The 21,631-nt window shown below is 60.1% G+C and carries 18 protein-coding genes and 1 tRNA gene; 9 read left to right on the top strand and 10 right to left on the bottom strand.

All coding sequences use genetic code 11. The annotated features are described in order from the left end of the window. The first annotated feature begins 17 nt into the window (after positions 1–17). The 4 genes from ybgF (at position 18) to G7Y51_RS01720 (ending at position 4,734) form a co-directional block, all read left to right on the top strand. On the top strand, positions 18–1,349 hold the full coding sequence (gene ybgF / locus G7Y51_RS01735; RefSeq protein WP_165174687.1) for a tol-pal system protein YbgF: 1,332 nt from the start codon (positions 18–20) through the stop codon (positions 1,347–1,349). Between the two features lie 92 nt (positions 1,350–1,441). After that, positions 1,442–2,674 (top strand): DNA-processing protein DprA, encoded by a 1,233-nt coding sequence (dprA, locus tag G7Y51_RS01730; protein ID WP_241160094.1) that lies wholly within the window; start codon positions 1,442–1,444, stop codon positions 2,672–2,674. Positions 2,675–2,688: 14 nt separating this feature from the next. Further along, the gene (locus tag G7Y51_RS01725) at positions 2,689–3,636 is read left to right on the top strand and encodes a tyrosine recombinase XerC (RefSeq protein ID WP_165174684.1); all 948 of its coding nucleotides are present in this window, start codon (positions 2,689–2,691) and stop codon (positions 3,634–3,636) included. A 180-nt stretch (positions 3,637–3,816) separates the two neighbouring features. Beyond that, on the top strand, positions 3,817–4,734 hold the full coding sequence (locus G7Y51_RS01720; protein ID WP_165174682.1) for a manganese-dependent inorganic pyrophosphatase: 918 nt from the start codon (positions 3,817–3,819) through the stop codon (positions 4,732–4,734). Between the two features lie 75 nt (positions 4,735–4,809). Here the strand turns inward: G7Y51_RS01720 and G7Y51_RS01715 are convergent, their stop codons facing one another. Continuing rightward, positions 4,810–5,100: a hypothetical protein gene (locus tag G7Y51_RS01715; RefSeq protein ID WP_165174680.1), complete on the bottom strand. Its 291-nt coding sequence runs from the start codon at positions 5,098–5,100 to the stop codon at positions 4,810–4,812. 259 nt (positions 5,101–5,359) lie between these two features. Between G7Y51_RS01715 and hslU the strand changes: the two genes are divergently transcribed. Then, the gene (hslU, locus tag G7Y51_RS01710) at positions 5,360–6,673 is read left to right on the top strand and encodes an ATP-dependent protease ATPase subunit HslU (RefSeq protein WP_165174678.1); all 1,314 of its coding nucleotides are present in this window, start codon (positions 5,360–5,362) and stop codon (positions 6,671–6,673) included. A 145-nt stretch (positions 6,674–6,818) separates the two neighbouring features. On the opposite strand, the gene G7Y51_RS01705 is transcribed toward hslU, so the two are convergent. Continuing rightward, a tRNA-Lys gene (locus G7Y51_RS01705) sits at positions 6,819–6,894 on the bottom strand. A 144-nt stretch (positions 6,895–7,038) separates the two neighbouring features. Here G7Y51_RS01705 and G7Y51_RS13860 point away from each other — a divergent pair. The 3 genes from G7Y51_RS13860 (at position 7,039) to G7Y51_RS01690 (ending at position 10,234) form a co-directional block, all read left to right on the top strand. Then, a complete protein-coding gene (locus G7Y51_RS13860) occupies positions 7,039–8,895 on the top strand; it encodes a cytochrome c biogenesis protein CcdA (RefSeq protein WP_277424680.1) in 1,857 nt (618 codons plus the stop codon). 217 nt (positions 8,896–9,112) lie between these two features. Continuing rightward, positions 9,113–9,589 (top strand): chemotaxis protein CheW, encoded by a 477-nt coding sequence (locus tag G7Y51_RS01695; protein ID WP_165070526.1) that lies wholly within the window; start codon positions 9,113–9,115, stop codon positions 9,587–9,589. Between the two features lie 201 nt (positions 9,590–9,790). After that, positions 9,791–10,234 carry a GNAT family N-acetyltransferase gene (locus G7Y51_RS01690; protein ID WP_165070531.1) on the top strand — a complete coding sequence of 148 codons (444 nt, stop codon included), beginning with the start codon at positions 9,791–9,793 and terminating at the stop codon, positions 10,232–10,234. A 42-nt stretch (positions 10,235–10,276) separates the two neighbouring features. On the opposite strand, the gene G7Y51_RS01685 is transcribed toward G7Y51_RS01690, so the two are convergent. The 4 genes from G7Y51_RS01685 to G7Y51_RS01670 form a co-directional block, all read right to left on the bottom strand. Beyond that, positions 10,277–10,510 carry a hypothetical protein gene (locus G7Y51_RS01685; protein ID WP_241160093.1) on the bottom strand — a complete coding sequence of 78 codons (234 nt, stop codon included), beginning with the start codon at positions 10,508–10,510 and terminating at the stop codon, positions 10,277–10,279. 13 nt (positions 10,511–10,523) lie between these two features. Then, positions 10,524–11,162, bottom strand: a complete 639-nt coding sequence (locus G7Y51_RS01680; RefSeq protein WP_165174674.1) for a GDSL-type esterase/lipase family protein — start codon at positions 11,160–11,162, stop codon at positions 10,524–10,526. A 14-nt stretch (positions 11,163–11,176) separates the two neighbouring features. Continuing rightward, positions 11,177–13,879: a TIGR03960 family B12-binding radical SAM protein gene (locus tag G7Y51_RS01675; RefSeq protein WP_165174673.1), complete on the bottom strand. Its 2,703-nt coding sequence runs from the start codon at positions 13,877–13,879 to the stop codon at positions 11,177–11,179. A gap of 144 nt (positions 13,880–14,023) precedes the next feature. Continuing rightward, positions 14,024–14,362 (bottom strand): hypothetical protein, encoded by a 339-nt coding sequence (locus tag G7Y51_RS01670; protein WP_165070542.1) that lies wholly within the window; start codon positions 14,360–14,362, stop codon positions 14,024–14,026. Between the two features lie 101 nt (positions 14,363–14,463). On the opposite strand from G7Y51_RS01670, the gene rnc reads away from it, so the two are divergent. After that, a complete protein-coding gene (rnc, locus tag G7Y51_RS01665; protein ID WP_165174672.1) occupies positions 14,464–15,225 on the top strand; it encodes a ribonuclease III in 762 nt (253 codons plus the stop codon). A 99-nt stretch (positions 15,226–15,324) separates the two neighbouring features. Here the strand turns inward: rnc and G7Y51_RS01660 are convergent, their stop codons facing one another. From G7Y51_RS01660 to G7Y51_RS01645, 4 genes are all read right to left on the bottom strand, one after another. Next, a complete protein-coding gene (locus G7Y51_RS01660; RefSeq protein ID WP_165174670.1) occupies positions 15,325–16,230 on the bottom strand; it encodes a flagellin in 906 nt (301 codons plus the stop codon). A 408-nt stretch (positions 16,231–16,638) separates the two neighbouring features. Next, positions 16,639–18,783 (bottom strand): flagellar hook-basal body complex protein, encoded by a 2,145-nt coding sequence (locus G7Y51_RS01655; RefSeq protein WP_165174669.1) that lies wholly within the window; start codon positions 18,781–18,783, stop codon positions 16,639–16,641. Between the two features lie 71 nt (positions 18,784–18,854). Next, on the bottom strand, positions 18,855–19,703 hold the full coding sequence (locus tag G7Y51_RS01650) for a flagellar hook assembly protein FlgD (RefSeq protein WP_165174668.1): 849 nt from the start codon (positions 19,701–19,703) through the stop codon (positions 18,855–18,857). A 22-nt stretch (positions 19,704–19,725) separates the two neighbouring features. Next, on the bottom strand, positions 19,726–21,618 hold the full coding sequence (locus G7Y51_RS01645; RefSeq protein ID WP_165174666.1) for a flagellar hook-length control protein FliK: 1,893 nt from the start codon (positions 21,616–21,618) through the stop codon (positions 19,726–19,728). Positions 21,619–21,631: the final 13 nt, after the last annotated feature.

Raw genomic sequence — 21,631 nt, 5'->3', positions numbered from 1 at the left:
AGGGTGTGGGGAGTACTATGAAAAAGCTCTTGATGATACCGGCAGCCTGCCTGCTTTTGGCAGGCGGTTGCGCTTCAACGGCTCAGATGCGCAAGCTTGAAGAAAGCAACCGCACAAACCAGGCGACGCTGCGCGAAACGGAGCATCGCCTGCAAAAGCTGGAACAGAGCGTTGCGGCGCTGGATAGCCAGGTCGCCATGCTCAACAACCGGGCCTATGAAGTGCGCACTCGTGGCGGCCGCAAAACCGGCATGACCGTTGTGCCGATTATTCCGGCACAGACCGCCAGGGCCGCTGCCTACAGCCCGCCGCTTTCTTCTGCTTCTGTTCCGGCGGGCATGCCGACTTCGCGCAACATGCCCGCCCGGTCACTACAGGCGGATCAAAGCGCGCAAAAGGGGCACAATTCTCAGTCCGCCGCTGCATCCACAAGGGATGCAGGCCCATCGTCCCCGTCCGGCCGGGTGATCAATCCGGCCGCGCCGCCCACGCCCTTGCCCGGCAAAACCGATGGCGCGCGCGCCAAAGTCGGCAATAGCCCCGACGCTTCCCGCAAATCCGGCGTAGCCGGCCCTGCGGGTCAGGTGGGCAGCCCCGACAGGGTGGCCGGCCCTACAGGACAGTTGGCCGCAAGCGAGCCTGCGCCCGGCAGTCTGGCCCTTCCGCCGGTTGAAAACCCTGCGCTTGCGACGTCTCAAAAGGACGCAGCCCCGGCTGCCAACGCTGCGGGAGGAAAGAGTGTCTCCGCGCCGCCCGCCGCCGGCACGCCTCTTGCTGCCCAAGGCGGCACTGACGGCAATGCCGCGGTGCAGGTGCCGGCATTGCCCCCTTCGACTCTGTCGCTGCCGCCGGAGCATCCGGGCTTGCCTCCGCTGGGCGCGGCCGCCGCCGAGACAAGCGTGCCGCCCGTTTCGCGGGAGAGTGCCGTTGCGCCGCAAGCCGCGCCTCCCCAAACCGTTGCCGCTCCCAGAGCCGGAAAAGGCGAGGACCGGGCATATAAAGCGGCATTGCAGGTGGCGCTTTCCGGGCGTTCAACCGAGGGAATTGCCCGCTTTCAGGAATTTTTGCAGCACTATCCCCAGGGCCGCTACGCGGCCAATGCTGAATACTGGACTGGCGAATGTCTGTATGCCCAGGGCAAGTTGCGGGAAGCTCTGGCCCAGTTTGAGAAAGTCAATGCCGCGTATCCGCGCCATCATAAGAATGCCGACGCCTTGCTCAAGGCGGGCATGTGCCTGAGCCGCCTTGGCGATAAGCAGGGCGCGGCGAGCAAGTACAAGACGCTTCTGGCTGATTTTCCCAATTCCGAGGCCGCCCGCCTGGCGCGCTCACGCGGGCTTGCGCGCTGAACATGGCTTTGTGCAAGCAAGACACTGACCTGCACGCTGCAGGGCGCGGCGGGCCCGACCATAGGGCTGCCTCTGTCCCCACCTGGGCGTATATGGATCAGGCGGCGCGCACCGAATTCTGGGCCAGCCTGGCCCTGCGGCATTGCCGGGGGCTGGGCGCGCTCTCCCGCGCGCGGCTGCTCAAGACCTTCGGTTCGGCATATAACGCCGTGCAAGCCCGGGAGCGCTGGCCCGAAGCCGGGCTTACCCGCCGTCAGGCCGCGGAGATGGCGACCGGCTCCTGGCGAGTCACAGCAAAGGAAGAGTGGAACCGCGCGCAAACAGTGCAGGCGCACATTCTGCTCTGGTCTGACCCGCGCTATCCGCAACGACTCCGCGAGCTTCCAGACGCGCCGGTTCTGCTCTATTGCCGCGGCGACCTTTCCCTGCTGCATTCCCCGGCTTTTGCCGTTGTGGGATCGCGACGCGCCACGTTTCAGGGGCGCAGTATGGCATCCTACATGGCGCGTTGCCTTTCGGCCTGCGGCATAGCCGTTATTTCCGGCATGGCCCTGGGCATCGACAAGGTGGCCCATGAGGCTGCCCTGGCGCGGGTAGGGCGGAGCATAGGCGTGCTGGGCACCGGCATTGATCAAATCTACCCCAGGAGCAACGCCCGGCTCTTCGGGGAAATGGCGGAAAAAGGCCTCCTGGTAACGGAATTTGCCCCCGGGGCCTTGCCGCTGGCGGAACACTTTCCCATCCGCAACAGGATTATCAGCGGGTTGGCTTTGGGCGTGCTGGTGGTGGAAGCGGCAAGCCGCTCCGGCAGTCTGATCACCGCCAGGCTGGCTCTGGAACAAAACCGCGAGGTATATGCCGTGCCCGGCCCGGCTTTGGACGCGCACTGCCTGGGCTGTCAGCAATTGGTGCGTCAGGGCGCGCGGCCGGTATTCAGCGCCGAAGACGTGCTGCTGGATCTGGCCGAGCAGTTGCGGCCCTTCGGGATCAGCCACGAAACCCTGCCGGAAGAGGAAAAAAGAGCGCCTTTTCCCCGTCCGGAGGAGGAACCCGCGGCTGCGACGACGCGCAACGCCGCTGCCGTACCCGGAAAAAATTCATGGCCCGCGGCCGGGCCTGTTTGCCCTTCTGCCGACGCGCTGGTTCCGGAAGAGCGCAAAGAGCGGCTGCTTGCCTGCCTGCGCGCCCAGGGAGCCATGCAGGCCGATGCTCTGGCGCTTGCCCTGGATATTTCCGTCCCGGAACTGAACACCTTGCTGATCGGCTTGGAAATGCTGGGGAGGATCAAGCGGCTGCCCGGGGCCCGCTATGAGGCTTTGCCGTGAGAGCGGGCAAAAGTATGCCGTCTTCTCTGGACGGGGCCGGAAAAGCCCGGCCTCTGATCGAGGCGTTCCTGGCCTGGCTTGCCGTGCAAAAAGGCGCTGCCGAGGCAACGCAAAAAGCCTATGCTGCGGATCTGACGCAACTGGCGGTTTTTTTGCATGAACAGGGCGCGGATCTGGCCCGGCCGGGCGAGATAAGCCGCAAGCATATTCAGGCCTTTCTGGTCTGGCTTTTTCGCAAGGGCACGGCTAAAAGCTCCATGGCCCGCAAACTGGCCGCCGCGCGTTCTTTCTTTCGTTTTCTGCAACGCAGCGGGCAGGTTGGCGAAAATGTGGCTGCCGCTGTGCGCAATCCGCGTCAGGAAAGGCATCACCCCCGCGCGTTGAACGTGGATGAAACATTTGCCTTGCTGGACGCGCCCAGGGCCGACGCGCCCACGGATGCTCACAAGGCGCGCTTGCTTTGCAGGGATCTGGCCCTGGCCGAGCTGCTCTATGGTTCCGGCTTGCGTATCTCCGAGGCGCTGGGCCTGGACGTGGACGACGTGCAGTTGACTTCCCGCGTGCTGCGGGTCATGGGCAAGGGCTCGCGCGAGCGCCTGGCGCCGCTTTCCGACACTTCCTGCAGCAGTCTGGCGGCCTGGCTGGACGAGCGCCCCTTGCTGGCTTTGCCTGAGGAAGCGGCGCTTTTTGTGGGCGCGCGCGGCGCACGTCTCAACCGGCGCGAGGCAGCCCGGATCATTGCCCGGCTCTGCCGCCGGGCCGGGCTGGATGTCACGGTTTCTCCGCACAGCCTGCGCCATTCTTTTGCCACCCATTTGCTGACCGCAGGGGCGGATTTGCGCAGCGTGCAGGAACTTCTGGGGCACAGACGCCTGACGACCACCCAGCGCTATACCCAGGTGAGCCTTGAGCATCTCGTGCAAGCCTATGATCAGGCCCATCCGCGTTCAGGGAAAAAGTAAAAAAATCACGAGCCGTTTTGGGGCTTTTTCTCTGAAGTTCAAGCCCGGAACATCTGCCGTTTTTCTTCGGAGCCGGGAAATTTGCGCCAAAGGTCTTGGCATGGCCGCGCCCTTGTGCTAAAGATAACAAATCGGCCATCGTTCGTTATCTTCAAGAATCATACCGGAAGGAGTCATGTCATGCCCGCATTCGTTCTTGGCCATATGAATCCCGATACCGACAGCATTATTTCCGCCATCGCCGCCGCCGATCTGTACGGCAAACGCGGTTTTGACGTCACCCCCGCGGCTCAGGGCGCGCCCACCCCGGAAACCGAATTCGTGCTCAAAAAATTCGGCCTTTCCGCGCCGCAGATCGTCAACGACGTGGCGGGCAAGGAATTGTATCTGGTGGATTTCTCGGATCTGCCCCAGGCTCCGCAGGGCATGGATTCCGCCACAGTGCTGGGCATTGCCGACCATCATAAACTTGGCGACGTGACCACCTCCACGCCCCTTGAGGCCTGGATCTGGCCCGTGGGCTGCACCTGCACCGTGCTCAAGAATATGTATGACTTTTACGGGGTGGAGATTCCCAAAAATATCGCCGGCGGCATGTTGTGCGCCATACTTTCCGACACGGTCATCTTCAAGTCTCCCACCTGCACCGAGGCCGACAGGAAGGCCGTGGAGGCTCTGGCCAAAATCGCGGGCGTGAGCGACGTAACGGCGCTGGGCATGGAAATGTTCAAGGTCAAGAGCGCGGTGGAGGGCACATCCATGCATGATCTGGTCTTCCGCGACTACAAGGACTTTGACATGAACGGCAATAAGGTGGGCATCGGCCAGTTGGAAGTGGTGGATCTTTCCATACTGGATAACGTCAAGGCCGGTCTTCAGGAAGAAATTGCCAAGGTCAAGGGCGAGGGACGCCACAGCGTTTTCCTGCTGCTCACGGACATCATGAAGGAAGGTTCGGAAATGCTGATCGTTTCCGATAATCCGGCGGTGGTGGAAAAGGCTTTCGGCGTCAAGCCGGAAGGCAGTTCCGTCTGGCTGCCCGGCGTCATGAGCCGTAAAAAGCAGGTGGTGCCCAATTTTGAAAAGGCCTTTAAGTAAGCTGCCGCAGTAAACGCAAGAACCCCGGCTCGCCGGGGTTTTTTTGCGCCCTGGTTTTAGAGCGTTTTGCTACTCTCAGGCCCCGTTGGCATCGAAAAGACGCAAAAGACCTGCGGCAACAAAAATTTGGCCCACAGCCAGCGTGAGATCGCGATCAACAGCGGCTGCGCCGAGCACAAGAAGCGCGCCCAAAAGCAGGAGCCGGCGGCGGCGCAGTCGCAGAAAAGCCAGTTGCAGCAATGCGCCGCTCAGCAGTAAAAGAGGAAAAAGCCAGAGCGGCAGAGCATCATTGAGAAGAATATGCCGGCATGCCGCTGTTTGCTCAGCGGCCGTCTCGGCAAAGCGCGCAAGCTGGATTGCTTCCATGCGGCAATGCTAGCTCTTCAGGGAAAAAATAACCAGTTCCTGTTGCGCGCGAGCTTTGCAGGATTGCCGGATGAAAACAATGATTTTCACCCGGCAATCCGCGGCGTTGAAGGCGAAAAAAACTATGCTTTGCGGGCCTGGCAGTGCGCGTCGGCACCGGCCTGCAAACCGGGGCTGCGACAAATCTGCGCTTCGCCATTGTCAGACTGTGGAGAGTGCGTATAGTAAGGCCTGTACGCAGAAACAGCAGGAGCAGTTGATGAGCACCTTGACACCTCGTGAAATCGTGGCTGAGCTGGATAAATTCGTGGTGGGGCAGGAACAGGCCAAGCGCATGGTGGCCGTGGCCGTGCGCAACCGCTGGCGGCGGCAGCGCCTTGCGCCGGAATTGCGCGACGAAGTGGCTCCCAAGAACATCATCATGATGGGCCCCACCGGCGTGGGCAAGACCGAGATAGCGCGGCGTCTGGCCAAACTTTCCGGAGCTCCGTTCATCAAGGTGGAGGCTACGAAATTCACTGAAGTGGGATATGTGGGCCGTGATGTGGAATCCATGGTGCGCGATCTCATGGAAATCGGCGTCACCCTGGTGCGCGAGGAGGAAAACGAACGCGTGCGCAAAGCCGCGGAAGCTGCCGCCGAGTCCCGCCTTCTGGACTTGCTTCTGCCAAGCTCGTTCGGGCAGGAAGAACGCGCCTCAACCCGTGAGAAACTGCTGCAGCAGTTTCGTCTGGGCTTTCTGGATCAGCGCGAAGTGGAAATGGAAGTCATGGAGCAGGGCGGCCAGGGCATCGACATCTTTGCCATTCCGGGCATGGAGCAGGTGGGCGGCCAGGTCAAGGACATGTTCAGCAAGGCTTTTCCGCCGCGACGCAGCCGCCGCAAGATGAAAATCCGCGACGCCTTCAATGTGCTCGTGCAGGAAGAGTCAGGCAAACTTGTGGATCAGGAAGCGCTCCGCGAGCGGGCCAAAGAGCGTGTGGAGCAGAGCGGCATTATTTTTATTGATGAAATCGACAAGATCGCCAGCTCGTCGCAAAACCGCACGTCCGACATTTCACGCGAGGGCGTGCAGCGCGATCTTCTGCCCATTGTGGAAGGCAGCGCCGTGAACACAAAATACGGCATGGTCCGCACGGATCATATCCTGTTCATTGCGGCCGGAGCCTTTCACTTCAGCAAGCCTTCGGACATGATTCCCGAACTTCAGGGCCGCTTTCCTTTGCGCGTGGAGTTGCAGGCTCTGGGCAAAGAGGAATTTCTGCGCATCCTCAAAGAGCCGGACAATGCCTTGACCAAGCAGTACGAGGCTTTGCTGGGCACCGAGCAAATCCGGCTCAGCTTCACCGAGGACGGCCTTGAGGAAATCGCGGCCTTTGCGGAGGATACCAATTCGCGCACGGAAAACATCGGCGCACGCCGCCTGTACACAATCATGGAGAAAATTCTGGCCGACATCTCTTTTGATGCCCCGGACATGCCCGGGGCGCAGGTGCTGGTCAACCGCAACTATGTTGCGGAGCATCTGCAGGATGTGCGCAAGGATCAGGATTTGAGCCAGTATATCCTTTAAATGCTTTTGCCTGCCGCCCTGGCGGCAACTGGACTTGGCGGCCGCGTGCGGATAAAATGGATGCCCGCGCGCGGCCGCACGCCTTCGAGTTTGTTCTGAACTCCGAAAAAAAGGGTTTGCGGCAATGCCGCAAACCCCAAATTTTTGGTGGGCCATCAGGGACTCGAACCCCGAACCAACTGATTAAGAGTCAGCTGCTCTACCAATTGAGCTAATGACCCGACAGGCGTGAAAAGGGGTTTACGCATATGTGGCTCACTTGTCAAGCAATTTTGCGAAAATTTCAACATAATTGAGATAATACATTGTATTTAAAAACTATTTTTCAGATCTTGCGTCGGCATGTTCCTGGCGCAGTATGCCTTCTGGCCTTTTTCAGTTGCGTTGCGTTCTTCCCCTTCCAGGCAAAGGCAGAAAGCGTTCCCCTGCAAGTGGAGTTTGCCCGCGACGGTGAAAATATTGTTGCTGCCATGCGTCTCGCAATCCCAGCCGGCTATCACGCCTATGCCCATGAATCAGGCGACGCGGGGCGTCCCACGGTGCTGGATTTTGCGCTTGAGGGCGGCCGGATGCTGCCCGTCTGGTATCCGGCCGGAACCATGCAGCGTGATTTCTATGATACCGAAGCCACGGTTTTCGTCTATGAAGGCGAGGTCGTGTTTTTTTCGGCGCTGCCCGTGCAGGCCACCGGCAAGCCCTACACCATCGGCATGAGCCTTTTGCTCTGCTCAAATCGCCATTGCCTGCCGGTCAATCAAAGTTTCACCGGCACAGTGCCGCAGGCGATGCCCCTCATTTCGGAAGCGGCCTGGAGCGGCCAATGGCAAAAACTTAACGGCAATCAACCCAGCCTCGCGCATGTGTCGGAAACGCCTGACGCGCCCGATGCTGTGGTCAGGGCTCCGGCCGGAAGGGTGGCTCCGCCGCTGAGCGCGACTGCGCCGGATGCAGCTTCAGGGCGTGAGATCCCGCCCTCAGGCGACGGTTTTGATCTGCAACTGACGCCGCGCTATGCGGACGCCTCCGTGGAAATATCCAGCCTGGGCAAAGCCCTTTTGCTGGGGATCCTGGCCGGTCTGCTGCTGAACGCCATGCCGTGCGTGCTGCCGGTGCTTACCTTCAAGATCAGCGGCCTGCTGCTGATGGGCGGCATTGGGGACAAAAACGGGCTCAGACGCTTCCGCGAGCACAACATCTGGTTTGCCGCGGGCGTGATGACCTTGTTCACCGGGCTGGCCCTGGTCCTCGGGCTGGCGGATCTGATGTGGGGGCAGCTCTATCAGAATCAGGGAATCCTCCTGTTCATGCTGCTCATTGTTTTTCTGATGGGCCTCTCCATGCTTGGGGTGTTCACCCTGCCGGTGATTGACCTCAAACCCGGCCAAAACGCCAAAAATCCCCGCGTGCAATCCTACCTGACCGGCCTGGTGTCCACTTTTCTGGCAACGCCGTGCAGCGGGCCGCTTCTGGGCGGCGTTCTGGGCTGGGCCTTTACCCAGTCCCTGGTGATTCTCATGGTGGTGTTCTGGGCTGTGGGCCTGGGCATGGCCTTGCCGTACCTGTTGTTCTGCCTCTGGCCGAATATGGCAAGGATCTTGCCCCGGCCCGGCCCCTGGATGCAGGTTTTTGAGCGCATTGTGGGCTTTTTTCTGTTAGGCACAGCACTGTATCTGCTCTCCATCCTGCCTGTGGAAAAGCATATGCAGGTTCTCAGCGTGCTCTTGCTGGTCTCCTTCTGCGCCTGGTTCTGGGGCCGGTATTGCGGCATGGACGCCCCCCCCTTCCGCCGTCGTCTGGCGGGCATCGCGGGCATTCTGCTTTTGTGCGCCGCCGTGGTCTGGGTACTGCGGCCTGTAACGCCTCTGCCGCAATGGCGCGATTTCAGCCCCGAATACTTTACCTCCCAACTGGGCAAAAAGCCCATGCTTCTTGAATTTACCGCCGACTGGTGCCCCAATTGCAAGTTCATGGAGGCAACAGTGCTGACGGATGAGCGCCTGCGCGCCTGGCAGGCCCGTTACGGCATGGAACTTGTGCGCGTTGACCTGACTGACGCCAATGCCTATGCCGTGCGTCTTCTACAGGCTCTGGGCAGCAAGAGCATCCCTTTGACGGCATTGTTCGCGGCCGGAGACGGGGCCTCATCTCCCCTGGTTCTGCGGGATGTTTACGGCGTGGAGGCTCTTGAGCAGGCCCTGGGCGAGACTTTCGGAGGAAAGTAAGAATTTTTTCGCTATCGGCCTATGGCACTTTACGGAACTGTCGATAAGGAATATGTGCATTGCATAAGTCTGTCCAAACACTGCTCACAGGCCGGGCGATCAGCTCTGCCGCGGCCGTACCCGCAAACCGCAGGTCGGGGCCCCAGGTTCTGTTGCCTCCGGATGTCGGGGTTTTTTGAAACAGCTTGAAAAGCGTATATGCGACAAGGGAGCAGATATGGATCAAAACCAGAAAAAGCAGGATGATGAGCTCCTGCAACTGGTGACGTTCAGCATCGGCGAAGAGGAATTCGGGGTTAATATCCTCAAGGTGCAGGAAATCATCCGCACTATGGAGATTACCAAGGTTCCCCGCGCGCCGGAGTTCGTGGAAGGCGTCATCAACTTGCGCGGCAAAGTGATCCCGATCATTGATCTGCGGCGTCGTTTCGGCCTTGTGCCCAAAGCGCATGATAAAAACACACGGATCATTGTGATTGAGATCAACAACATTATCGTGGGCTTTGTCGTGGACGCCGTTTCCGAGGTTCTGCGCATACCCGCGAGCACGGTGGAACCGCCGCCGCCTGTGGTGGCGGGCGTGGAATCCGATTATATCAGCGGGGTCGGCAAATTGCAGGATCGCCTGTTGATAATGCTGGATTTGGACAAGCTGCTTTCCAGTGAAGACATGGATATGCTGAGCACCCTGTAAACGCTTTTGACGCGCCTGAGGCGGATTACCATCAAGGTTGAGAATCGAAATTTTCAACCTTGATTTGCTCTCAGGGCATTTGTTCCTGAATGCGGCGCACTGCCCCACCGGCAGTGCGCCGCATCTCCGGTTGAAAAGCGGAGCTCGCCTTGCCGGGATGTCTGTCGTGGACGTGGGTTCATTGCCACGGAAAGTCTTGCCATGCGCATTGAAAAAATTACGGAGCGCAAAAAGCGCTTTTTGGAGCTCCTTTTGCTGGGGGACGAGCAGGAGGACATGATTGATCGCTATCTGGAGCGGGGGGAAGTATTCGCGCTTTTTGATCCGGATCTAAAAAGTATCTGTGTGGTGACCGACGAAGGCAACGCCACCTGCGAGCTGAAAAATCTGGCCACCTACGCGGCTTTTCAGGGCCGGGGCTATGGGACGCGACTGGTGGAGTATCTTTTCCGGCACTATCACGGCAAATATGCCGCCATGGTGGTGGGAACAGGGGAAGTTCCGGGCCTTCTGGCTTTTTATGAGCGTCTGGGCTTCCGCTTTTCCCATCGTCTGAAAAATTTTTTCACGGTCAACTACCGCGAGCCCATTGTGGAGTGCGGCGTGCGGCTCGTGGATATGATCTGCCTTAAAAAAAGCCTCTGAGGAAGCCCCGCCTTTGCCCATGCCGCGGCCAGGAATCAGGGTTCAACCATTCCTGGCGCAATCGCCGGATTGCGGCGCGCGCAGCTTCCGGCTTGAGCGCAGGCGCAATTCCGCCACAATGGCCTTTTCATAATCCGGCGCAATGGAAAGATCCGTATGCAGCTCCGTGGAAAGCAGGCTTTCAATCTGCTGGGTTTCTTCCCAGATTTGCAGCAACTCGTCATCCGCCAGGCTTTTTACGCGTTCGGCAAAAGAATCTTCGTCACTGAACGGCATGCACGATCCCATTTCACGCCACCTCCGGTTCCATGTCCGTGCGCAGAAAGTCCTGAACGACCTTTTGCGACAACAGGGTTTCAGCCATAATCGCGCAGCCTTCGGGGCCGGGATGCAGACCGTCGCTCAAATCGTCCATATAGGCGCGGGAAGCCGCGAGTGTGGCATGGATATTGGCAAAGGGCAAAGCCATTGCGGCGCAGAGCTCGGCCTGCGCTTCATTCAGGCTTTCTATGCGGCGGCGCGCCTCGGCATCCGCCACGGGCGGCGGGCTGATCAACAGGGTGGGCGCAAGAGAGGCGGCTTCGGTCAACATGGCCCGCAGGATGCGCGCGGTTTTGACGAGAGCGGCCGGCTGGCCGCCGCCCGGGGAGGCCATGTCCACCACGCCGGCGCAAAAAGCCAGGCGCGGCACAAGGCCGGGCATCTGCCTGCAATCCACTTCCTGCCGCCAACGGCGCGCCAGATCAGCGACGTTTTGCCGCCGCGCGCCCAAATTGTAAAATGTCGCCGGGGGGAGGCGATACAAGCCCGCTTCACGTCCCAAAAGCGCCAGACGGCTGACCCAGCCGCCGGGCATCCTGCAGTCATTGACCCCAAGGGTCAGTGAATCGCCGAAAAAGAACCAGGCGTGAGTAAATGCGCGTGACATGATATGTGCAATCCTTATGGATAGATTTCCGCGTTGGCAAAAATCTGCGCTGTTTTCAGCAAGTGAAGGCGCGAGCGCAGATCACGCTCGGCGGCCAGTGGTTCAAGAATGGCCATGCTGAGCAACAAGGGCGACAAATAACCGGTACGCCAGTCAGCCACAAATGTCACGGCCTGACCCGCCTCGTTTTCCTTGTCCGCTGCCTCCTGCGAGACAGCCCAATCGCGCAGCAAGGGGCGAATGTCCATGCTGCGCGGGCCGTTTTTGGTCTCGCGGCTGTACATCCGGCCCGCCAGCGCGAAGAATTTTTCAAAACAGCATACGGCAGCCTGGTTTTCCCGCTCCGTAGGCAGTCTCAGGCAAAAGGCCTCGGCTTCGGCCTGTTCGGTGCGGCGGCTTTTAGCTGTAATTTCAACGCGCGCCAGATCCATGCCCGGCGGCAGCAAGGGCGCGAGACGGGCCTCCACTTCCTTTGGATCCAGAGCTTTGTGCAAAGTCAACGCAAACCATTCGGCCCGGCTTTGCACGCCCACCGGCAAGGCCCTGCCAAAAGAGAGCAGGGGCAAAGGGTGAAAACCCTGCGAAAAGGCCAGGGGCAGGCCCGCTCTGCGCAGGGCCCGCTCCAGAATGGCCTGAAGCTCTAATTGGCTCAAATAGGCGCTGCCGCCCATTTTGCTGTGCCATATCCTGTATTGGGCTGCCTTGACGGCAAGCGCGGGGGCAATCTGCGGCGGCCGGTTCGCCTGCGCACGGCAGATCAGGCGGCCCTCGGCGTCGCGCCGGGCTTCATGGGCCTTTTGGTCGCGTTGCGGAAAATTAAGCCTGTGACCATACCGCGGGATTCCGGCCTCGGCGTCTGTTGCGGAACGTGCCCCGCTTCCTGGCCCGGATCCTGGCGCGGATCCGGTCAGCAGCGACGGCCCGGCCTTGGTGTCGCAAGCGCCGCAGTGGCGGCAAACGCCGTAGCGGCAATCCTCGGTGATTTTGCCTTGCAGGGCGCGGGCGCGCTCCCGCAGCAGAAAGTCCTCCGAGATGCCCGCTTCCAGATGGCTCCAAGGCAGGCTGCCGCCCACTTCGCGCGGGCCGGTGCAGTCTTCGGGCTGTATCCCGCATTCCTCCAGGGCCGCGAGCCAGGGCGCAAGATCGAAACTTTCCATCCAGCTGCAAAAAATCGCGCCCTTGCGGTAGGCTTTTTCCACCACGTCCGCCATGCGGCGGTCAGCCCGCGACAAAATGCCTTCCAGATGGCTCATGGCAGGCTCATGCCAGCGCAGCTTAAGACATTTTTGGCCTTTGAAAAGCTCGCGCACCAGATCCACCCGGCGGCGCATTTCCGCCTGATCGATCTGCGCTTCCCACTGAAAGGGCGTAAACGGCTTGGGCACAAAGGGGGAAAGCGCTGCCGTGACCTGCAAACGCGGGCCACCGCGCCCCGCGGCATCACGCACTTTGCGGCAGAGCTCGGCAATGGCGGCCAGATCCTCGTCGTTTTCCGTGGGCAGGCCAATCATGAAGTAGAGCTTGACCTGCCGCCAGCCGTGCTCCAGCAGCTTTTGGGCGTGCAAAAGCAGGGCATCCTCGCTGACGCCTTTGTTGATCACATCGCGCAGGCGCTGGCTGCCCGCTTCCGGGGCCAGAGTGCAGCCCGTGCGGCGCAAATCGGCCATGCGCTCAATGATCTCGTCATCAATGGAGCCCACCCGCAGCGAGGGCAGAGAAAGACTGATCTGCTCGCGCGCGCAACGGTCAAGCACGCCGTGGCAGAGCGTCTTCAGGGCGGAAAAGTCACCTGTGCTCAGGGAGAGGAAGGATATTTCATCAAAGCCCGTTTCGCGCAGGCAATCCTGCAGCAAGGAGGCAATATTCTCCAGAGAGCGCTCGCGCACCGGTCGGTAGACCATGCCCGCATGGCAGAAACGGCAACCGCGCGTGCAGCCTCTGGCAATCTCCAGGGAAAGGCGGTTGTGCACCGCGCCCACCGGAACAACCTGCCGGGTAGGGTAGGCGGCCTTGTTCAAATCCGTCACAATGCGGCGCGTGGGCCGCGTGTAATCCGCCAGCAAAGCGCGAAGACCATGCCCGGGATCCGCCGGTTCCGGCTCAAACAGGGAAGGAACGTACACGCCGGGCACGAGGCGGGCCTCATGCAGGAGCCGGTCGCGGGTCCAGCCTTTTTCCAAAGCTTTTTCCAGCAGGCGCAGCACATCGGGCAGGCTTTCCTCCCCGTCGCCCAGAACCATGAGATCCATGAACGGGGCCAGAGGCTCGGCGCTCAGCAGCGCGCCGCCCCCGGCAATGACCAGCGGGCAGACGCGCAAATCCGGGCTGCGATCCGCAGTGCGCAAAGGGATGCCCGCCAGATCGAGCATATAAAGCACGTTGGTGTAACAGAGCTCATGCGTGATGGAAAAGGAAACACAATGCAGATCCGCCAGGGGCGTGTCGGACTCCAGGGTACAGAGCGGGCTGTTGTGCGCCCGCAGCACTGCCCCGGCTTCGCGATCCGGGGCCATGACCCTTTCGGCCCACCAGGCTGGTTCGGCATTGGCGATGCCGTACAGGATTTTCTGACCCAGATACGACATGCCCACTTCATAGGTATCGGGAAAAGCCAGGGCCAGACGCAGGCGCATTGCGGCGGGATCTTTGCGGCAGGCTCCGTCTTCAATGCCGGCAAAGCGGCTGGGCCTGGGCAACAGAGGCAGAAGGGAGCGCATGGTTTTTCCCCGGTCGTTTGAGCGTGTGGGATGAAAGAGACGCGGCTTGCGCCTGAGAGGCGAAAAAGCCTGCCGCCGCTTCCGGCACGGGCAGAAAAAAGGCGGCGTTGAGCGCCGCCCGTGAAAAGACCGAATGTGCCCGAACTACTTGATCAGCCCGCTGCCGCTGCCCATCGGAGCGGAGCCGAATTGCAGCTTGCCGAGACCGCCCGCCACAGTGAGGTTGGTGATGGCTTCAATATATTTATCCTGAAGCTCCTTGGGCGTATCGGCATAGCGGTAGAGGAAGGTTTTGCCTTCCAGCGTGCCGCTGAAATTGGCTTCAAAAGGATACCCATACGGCAGCATCATCATCTGCACGCCCTGCTGGGTGGGGATGCTCTGGATGGCGGCCACTTCGTTGAGGCAGTCTTTTTCCTGGTCGTATTTGCCGATGACGAGCTCGCCCGTCACCAATTTCATCAAACGAATATCGTAAGCCATGCGTAACTCCTCATAAGTAATTTGCTTTAGGTAGGCACTGGCGCACGTCATGTCAAGGGATTTTCTGTTGCCATCAGCCGTAAAACGGCTACATTAGAGGCATGAGAAACAGCCACGCCATCGACGGAGCAAAGACGGCCGAAGCCCGCGCCGCCCTGGAAGAAAAGCTCGGTCATGTCTTTGAGCGGCCTGAATTGCTGGAACTGGCCCTGACGCACAGTTCGTGGTCCAACGAATACGGCATGGGCCAGAAGCACAATGAGCGGCAGGAATTTCTGGGCGACGCGGTTCTGGAACTGTCTGTTTCCTGGGAATTGTTTTGCCGCTTCCCGGAGGCGCGCGAGGGAGAACTGACCAAAATGCGCGCTTTGCTTGTGAGCACGGTGAGTTTGGCGCAACGCGCGCGCGAGCTTGGTCTGGACGCTCTGATAAAACTGGGCAGGGGCGAGGAAAATCAGGGGGGACGCAGCCGTGATGCGGTTCTCAGCGACGCGCTGGAGGCGGTGCTGGCCGCGGTGTACGAAGACGGCGGCTATGAGGCTGCCAGGGGGAGCGTGCGCCGCATTTTTGCGGCGCATTGGCCGCAGTCGGCCGAGAAACAGCCCCGGCTGAAAGACAACAAAACGCGCCTGCAGGAAGCGGCGCTGCAACTTTTCAAGGAACGTCCGGCCTATGCGCAGTTGGCCAGCCACGGGCCAGAACATGCCAAAGTTTTTGAAGTTTCGTTGCGCCTGCCTGACGGCCGGGAATTTCTGGCCAGCGGCAGCAGTTGCAAAAAAGCGGAACAGGAAGCCGCGCGCCTTGCTCTGGAAGCGCTGGAAGCCGCTGCAAGCCCTTGCGGCGAACCGGGAACCCAAGCGTAAGACGCATAGCCTGGCGGTTCAGCCGGCTCGCAACCCGGCCCGGGGGCACGGCCCCCGGGCCTCCCGTCTTTGGTCTGCCACAGCCTATGTCGAAATGGCCTAGCCGCCGATGAGCTGCATGGCCATCTTGGGCAGCGAGTTAGCTTGCGAAAGCATGGCTACCGCACTCTGACTCAAAATCTGGGTGCGCACGAATTGCGTCATTTCCGTGGCCACGTCCACGTCCGAAATGCGGGATTCCGCGGCCTGGAGGTTTTCAGCCTGCGTATTCAGGTTGGTGATGGTATTTTCCAGGCGGTTTTGCATCGCGCCCAGGTGCGCGCGAATCTTGTCCTTGGAAACAATGGCCTGGGTAAGCGCTTCCAGGGACTTTTGCGCGGCTTCCTGGGTGGAAATGGTGCCGCCCGCGCGCAATTCGCCCTTCGAGTCAATGGCCTGATTGCCCACGCCCAGCGCGGAGGCGGTGCTCTGGCCGATTTTAATGTAATAATAATCCTCGGCCGAGTCGTTGCCCGTGCCGAAGTGGACCTTCAGCTTGCCGGTGGCGGTCAGGCCGCTGCCGTCGTGCGTGTTGGAAGAAAGCGTGCCGTCCAGCAGCTTGATGCCGTTAAAGTCCGTGGCGTTGGCGATACGGGTGATTTCCGAGGCCATGGCCTGATATTCGGACTCGATCATCAGACGCTGCGTGGAATCATAGGTGCCGGTAGCGGCCTGTTCGGCCAGCTCTTTCATGCGGACGAGCTTTTCGTCGATGATGCTCAGGGCGCCGTCGGCGGTCTGAATGAGGGAAATGGCGTCGTTGGCGTTGCGCGCGCCCTGCTGCAGGGTGGCAATGTCCGCGCGCTGTAATTCTCGAATGGCCAGACCCGCGGCGTCGTCCGCCGCGCTGTTGACGCGCAGGCCGGTGGAAAGCCGTTGCGTGGATTTGCTCAGTTGCGCGTAATGCGAATTCAGGTTTCGGGCCGTGTTGGCGGCCATCATATTATGGTTGATAACCAAAGACATGGGACACCTCCTTCGGGTGGGTTGGCTAAGCTGTGTCCTTGGTACTGCAATCCATGTGCCACTACTATTTTATTATGTATTTTCCAATAGTTATATAAAAAGAATGTCGGCGGGAAAAATTTTCCCAGGGTTCGCGCTGCAATTTTGACGCGCTGTAAAGGGGGGGGCGGTCGGCTTTTGCCCTCCATCACATCACGGTTTGCCAAAAGCGGATGCGCCCGACAAAAAACAGAGCGCCGACCCCAATGGTCGGCGCTCCACACGGAAGAAGCCAATGGCAGCGCTATCCCGACGCTGCCTTCTTCATTTGGAAAGGCATTGTCTGCGGCTCGCAAGCCGCGAAGATTTTGTAAAACTCCGTGGGGCGGCTCACCGCCCCACAGGGCCATGTCAGGCGAGGCGGCGGGCTTACCGCTTCATGCCGATGACGGTTTCCAGCATGGTGTCAACCGTGGTGACGCCCTTGGAGTTGGCCTGGAAACCGCGCTGGGTGGTGATCATCTGCACGAACTCCCGGGCCATGTCCACGTTGGACATCTCGATATAATAGGATTTTGTCTTGCCGAAGCCGTGGCTGCCCGCCACGCCCACGCTGGGCTCGCCCGATTCCCTGGTGGTCGAGAAGAGGTTGCCGCCTTCGCGGTACAGGCCCTGGTAGTTCTGCACATCATAGATGCTGATCTGCCAGAGGGCCAGATTGGCGCCGTTGTCATACTTACCGTAAATAATGCCGTTTTCATCAATGTTGTAGCCGCTCAGGTTGCCCGATGCATAGCCGTCCTGGGAGGGAGAGCGCGTGACGCCCGTGCCCGCCGCGGCCACGGAGGCGTTTTCACTGCGCTGGGCGGTAGCCATTACCGGCACGCTGTCATTATAGTTCATCTGGCTCACATATCTGGGGGAGCCGTCAGGGTTCACGCCGTTCTGGACCAGATTGGTGTGCAGGCTGGCCAGACTGTTCTTCTGCGAGAGAATCTCCGGGGTAAGCCTGTTGTCAGGCTGCGTTCTGGTGACACCGGGGTCGGTGATATCAATGGTATGCTTCGCCCCGGCATCCATATAATAGTAGCCCGTGCCGTCATGCAGAACCTCATGTCCATTATACGTGCCGTACACATTATTGGCGCCGTTCTTGGTGTAGAAGCCGTACTGATCCCTGAATACCTTAGCGCCACCGTCGGTTCCGTAGGAATTGTCCTCCAGGGCGTAGTACCCGTAGCCGTCCGGATCCACGCCCAGGGACACGTCGTCCGCGGTCACGGGATTGCCGTTGGCGTCCAGGCTCATGGTGTTGGTGACGTTGTTCAGCCAACTGTTGCTGGTGTTGCGCAGGCCGAAATCCAGCTCAACGATGTAGTTCTGGGCCTGGCTGAAGGGCGTGGTGCCGCCGGGCGTGGTCATGGTTTCGCTCACGCTGTTGGCCAGGGGCTGGCCCGTGAAATTGGGCGTGAACACGGGCAGACCGTTGCTGGACATCCTGGTGGGCTGCCAGGAGTTCTTGTCGTCCGGGTTGCCGGCGTATTGATCATTAGGATCCTGGGTGCCCGTGGCCCCGAAAGTGTAGGCGGTCTGGTTGACCATCTCGCCGCTGGCGTTGAAAATCATCACGCCGCTCATGAGCACGCCGGCCTGCTTGTTGGTGCCCGCCACAGGATCGTCATAGAATTTCGTGGGCTCTTTGGTCCAGGTCTTGGTGGCGTCGTCATAGCCCTCGCCGCCGTAGGAACGCATATCCTCGGACGGGGGGATGGTCACCAGATATTCATAGACCGTATAGCCTTCGGGCAGGCCCTTGATGCCGGAGGTTTCCACCCTGTCGTAATAGGTGGTCAGCTCATGCTTGGTGCCGCCTTCGTCATAGACCTTGATGGCGGACTGGGTGGCGTAACCTTCTTTGGGCAGAGGCGGTTCGTTGCCGGCGTTCCACTGATCGAAGAGAGCGGTCAGGGGACTGGCTGTGTTGATGGTCCTGTCCGTGCCTTGATCCGTGGAGAGCTGCATGTTGAAGGTCACATTGGTGGTCTGCTGTGCCGGGATATGCCAACTGTTCAGCACAATGTCCGTGGGGGAGCCGCTGCCCACATAGGCGGATTCGCTCTTGCCGCTCACGGTGGTGGTACCGCCATTGAAGGTAATCTTTTTCTTGTTTTCCACCTCCCAGCCCTGCACCAGCAGGCCCTGGGGATTTTGCAGCTCCCGGTTTTGATTGAAGTAAAAATCCCCGGCGCGGGTGTAGTATTTTCGATCGCTGCCCGGCTTGCGCACCCCGAAAAAGCCGTTGCCGTCAAGGGCCAGATCCGTGGCGGAGTTGGTTGATTCAAAAGAGCCCTGCGAATAATCGCCCAGCACCGCATTGATGCCCACGCCCGCGCCGATCTGGGTGGGACCGCTGGCGCTTCCGCCGTCCATGTACAAATAATCGTTGAAATCCATGCGCTGGCCTTTGAAGCCGATGGTGCTCACATTGGCGATATTGTTGCCCACCACATTCATTTTGTCGCCGTGCGTGAGCAGGCCGGAAACGCTGGTCCACATGCTGGCTGAGAGACTCATGACTTCCTCCGTATATGTATTGGGATAGTTGTTTCGTCCTGACAGGCGGCTGAAGCCGCCGAATGCTTTACTCAGGCGGCCCGGGCCACGTCGCCGGATGCAGCGCCGCCGGAACCTTCAGTGCCCTCAGCGCCGCCGGAGCCCGCCGTATCGCCGGAACCCTCGGTGCCGCCATCACCCGATCCGCCACCAGTTCCGCCACCAGTGCCTGAGCCGTCACCGTTGCCATCGTTCTTCACCGGTGGATTGGTGACCTGGCGCACATTGGCCAGAGCCATCAACTGGCCGCCGCTCAGGCCGAGGCAGACGATCCCGTTGTCGTTCACCACGCCGGTGACCGTGTCGTCCACCACCTGATCGCAGAGCACGCTTTCGCCCTTGGCGTTGAGCAGGGCGATGTTCACCTGATACACGCCGTCCGGAGCCGCGTCGCCGTTGTTGTTCTTGCCGTTCCACTCAAAGGTGTAGGTGACGTTGGCGCTCTTGGGAGGCAGCTTCTCGGAGTATACCACGTTGCCGTCGCTGTCGCAGACATTGATCTGGCCCGCAGTCACATGATCCACTGGCGCATAGCGGAAGCTGGAGGTGACCATTCCGTCGGCCTTGCCGATGGTATCGCCGCCGACGCTCACCCGCTTGCCGATATAGGAGGTAGCGTTGATCATCTGCCCGTTGTTGGTGGCGGTGGTCAGGCCCTCCATGCTCGTATTCAGGTTCATGAGCTGTTCCAGGCTTGAGAACTGCGCCATCTGGGCAATAAATTCCTTATCCTCCATGGGATTGAGCGGATCCTGATATTTGAACTGGGTGACCAGGAGCAGCATGAAGGAGTCCTTGTCCAGGGCGCTGCCTTTCTGCTTGCTCAAGGCCTGATTAAACTCAGTGTTGGTTGCGGTAAGAGCCTGATTGATGCTGGACATGCTGTGCTCCCTTCCCTTGTGCTCAGGCCACCACGTGCAAGGCGCGGGTGGAATATCCTGCCGTTTGGCCCAGAGAATGCACAGGCTGTTCCAAATGCTCAATTTCCATATTTCTTGAGGAGTTACGCATAGCTGAAAGATTTTTCAGGCGGGCAAGTTCTTCCCGGCGGGCTTCTTCTTCCTGCCAGGAATTATGCTGATCCAGATCCTGCCACTGGCTGTGGTCGTCCTGCTGCCTGTTTTCAAGCTGGACCTCGATCTTGTCGACCTTGATGCCCTGTTGTTCCAGATTGATACGTATCGCGTCCAGTTGGCGGGTGACCATTTCCGCGGTTTCGGTTTTTTCCGAGCGGATGCGCGCGCTCACCTCGCCGTTGCGGGCGGTGAGGGTGATGGTGATGGCCCCCAGCTCCTGAGGATGAAGCTGCAAATCCAGACGGGCGCCCCCGCCCTTGAGCGCGGTAAGCAGACCCTGCTCCACCTGCTGCGCCACATGCCTGGAAAGCGTCCGGGAGTTTGCGCCGGGCATGTTTTCGAGCGTCGCAGACGACTCGGCATTGCCCTGAAGCATGGAAAAAAGGACGGAATTGCCGTTACTGCCTGCGGGTTGCGCGGCGTTGGCCTCAATTTTGTGAAGCAGCTCGCTCCATTCCCTGCTCGTGCCCTGTTCGCTGCCTGGGCGGGCCTCGCCGTGGGCCCCTTCATTGCCCAGGCCCGCGACATAGCCGGTTTTGCTTTGCGCGCTGTGGCCGCTCTGAACAAAATCCGCGTGTTCGACACCGGGATTGTTGCGGCTGTTCGCGGCGCTTTCGGCATTGGAAGCCGCGCGCGCAGAGACTTCGGCAGTTTGAGCCCGGTTGTTTTTTTCGCTTGTGCCCGCATCGCCCAGAGCCGCGCTTTGGCTTTGGTCAAGCTTTCTGCTGATGGCTTCGTCCCGCGCTTCCGCGTCGTTGGGATTTGCCGACTCCCGGCCGCTTTGCAGTGTCTGATCGAGAATTTCCCGGCTTTTTTTCTCCACTGTCCTGTTGATCAGGATCTTGCTTTGCTCGACTTCGCGATTGCGCAGGGCGGCGGCGGCCTTTTCCTTTTCCATGCGGTTGCGGGCCTTGCTGATGATCGGCTTGAGCGTCTGCTCCAGCGCGGCATCCAGCTTTTGGCGTTGGGCCGCCTCCTCGGCGAACTGCGCGGCCGCCGGGGCCATAAGATGTGCAAACTGCGCGCTTGTGCCGATCAGGGTCTGCTGATTGCCGAAGCTGTTTGCCAGAGTTTGCAGGCTGTTTTGATTGAGGCCCAGGCCCCTGCCCAGGGCAAGCGCTTCGTCCCGGCTGATTTCAATGCCTTCGGCCGAAGCAAGGGAGGCAAAGGTTTCCGAGATCAGAGCAAGCGCGGCCGAACCGTTGCCATCCCGCATGAGTTGCAGGGCCTGCGCCGAAAGATCGCCGGTGGGATCGATTTTTCCCAGCAGAGCGGTAATGTTTGTAAGGTCTTCATCACTCAGGTCGGACGGATCGCCGTACGCCTGAAGACTGGCCATGACCTGGGCCAGGGTCGCGCCGTCGGGCTGGTCGGCCAGCACATCGAATTTTTTCAGGCTTTGGGCGGGCGCGCCCACTTTGATCAGCTCCCGGCGCAGCTCAAAAAGCTCGTTTTTGGTAAAGCAGACTTCATCCAGCGTATAGGTCACGCCGTCAACGCTGTTGCGGCTGTAGGGGCCTTGCACCAGCGGTCTGGCCTGCTCCCCGGAATCCGCCAGAGCCGTGTCCACCGAGCCGGATTGCCCGCGCTGTACGCTCTCAATGGCTTCATGGATGGATTGCAGAAAATCGGCGTAAGGAGAATCGCCCTGCGAGCTTTGAGCCGCATTGCTCCAAAGATCCGAACCGAAACCGGCGCTGCTGGCGGGAATAATTTGCATCTTCGCACTCCTT

The organism is Desulfovibrio sp. ZJ369 (genome assembly GCF_011039085.1).
Classification (GTDB): domain Bacteria; phylum Desulfobacterota; class Desulfovibrionia; order Desulfovibrionales; family Desulfovibrionaceae; genus Desulfovibrio.
The sequence above is the reverse complement of the archived record's forward strand: the minus strand, read 5'-3'. Positions and strand labels throughout refer to the sequence as shown.

Excerpts from the sequence above, each read along its gene's own strand:
- ybgF (WP_165174687.1), top strand. The coding sequence starts at position 18 with ATGAAAAAGCTCTTGATGATACCGGCAGCCTGCCTGCTTTTGGCAGGC.
- dprA (WP_241160094.1), top strand. The coding sequence starts at position 1,442 with ATGGATCAGGCGGCGCGCACCGAATTCTGGGCCAGCCTGGCCCTGCGG.
- G7Y51_RS01725 (WP_165174684.1), top strand. The coding sequence starts at position 2,689 with ATGCCGTCTTCTCTGGACGGGGCCGGAAAAGCCCGGCCTCTGATCGAG.
- G7Y51_RS01720 (WP_165174682.1), top strand. The coding sequence starts at position 3,817 with ATGCCCGCATTCGTTCTTGGCCATATGAATCCCGATACCGACAGCATT.
- G7Y51_RS01715 (WP_165174680.1), bottom strand. The coding sequence starts at position 5,100 with ATGGAAGCAATCCAGCTTGCGCGCTTTGCCGAGACGGCCGCTGAGCAA.
- hslU (WP_165174678.1), top strand. The coding sequence starts at position 5,360 with ATGAGCACCTTGACACCTCGTGAAATCGTGGCTGAGCTGGATAAATTC.
- G7Y51_RS01695 (WP_165070526.1), top strand. The coding sequence starts at position 9,113 with ATGGATCAAAACCAGAAAAAGCAGGATGATGAGCTCCTGCAACTGGTG.
- G7Y51_RS01690 (WP_165070531.1), top strand. The coding sequence starts at position 9,791 with ATGCGCATTGAAAAAATTACGGAGCGCAAAAAGCGCTTTTTGGAGCTC.
- G7Y51_RS01685 (WP_241160093.1), bottom strand. The coding sequence starts at position 10,510 with ATGCCGTTCAGTGACGAAGATTCTTTTGCCGAACGCGTAAAAAGCCTG.
- G7Y51_RS01680 (WP_165174674.1), bottom strand. The coding sequence starts at position 11,162 with ATGTCACGCGCATTTACTCACGCCTGGTTCTTTTTCGGCGATTCACTG.
- G7Y51_RS01675 (WP_165174673.1), bottom strand. The coding sequence starts at position 13,879 with ATGCGCTCCCTTCTGCCTCTGTTGCCCAGGCCCAGCCGCTTTGCCGGC.
- G7Y51_RS01670 (WP_165070542.1), bottom strand. The coding sequence starts at position 14,362 with ATGGCTTACGATATTCGTTTGATGAAATTGGTGACGGGCGAGCTCGTC.
- rnc (WP_165174672.1), top strand. The coding sequence starts at position 14,464 with ATGAGAAACAGCCACGCCATCGACGGAGCAAAGACGGCCGAAGCCCGC.
- G7Y51_RS01660 (WP_165174670.1), bottom strand. The coding sequence starts at position 16,230 with ATGTCTTTGGTTATCAACCATAATATGATGGCCGCCAACACGGCCCGA.
- G7Y51_RS01655 (WP_165174669.1), bottom strand. The coding sequence starts at position 18,783 with ATGAGTCTCTCAGCCAGCATGTGGACCAGCGTTTCCGGCCTGCTCACG.
- G7Y51_RS01650 (WP_165174668.1), bottom strand. The coding sequence starts at position 19,703 with ATGTCCAGCATCAATCAGGCTCTTACCGCAACCAACACTGAGTTTAAT.
- G7Y51_RS01645 (WP_165174666.1), bottom strand. The coding sequence starts at position 21,618 with ATGCAAATTATTCCCGCCAGCAGCGCCGGTTTCGGTTCGGATCTTTGG.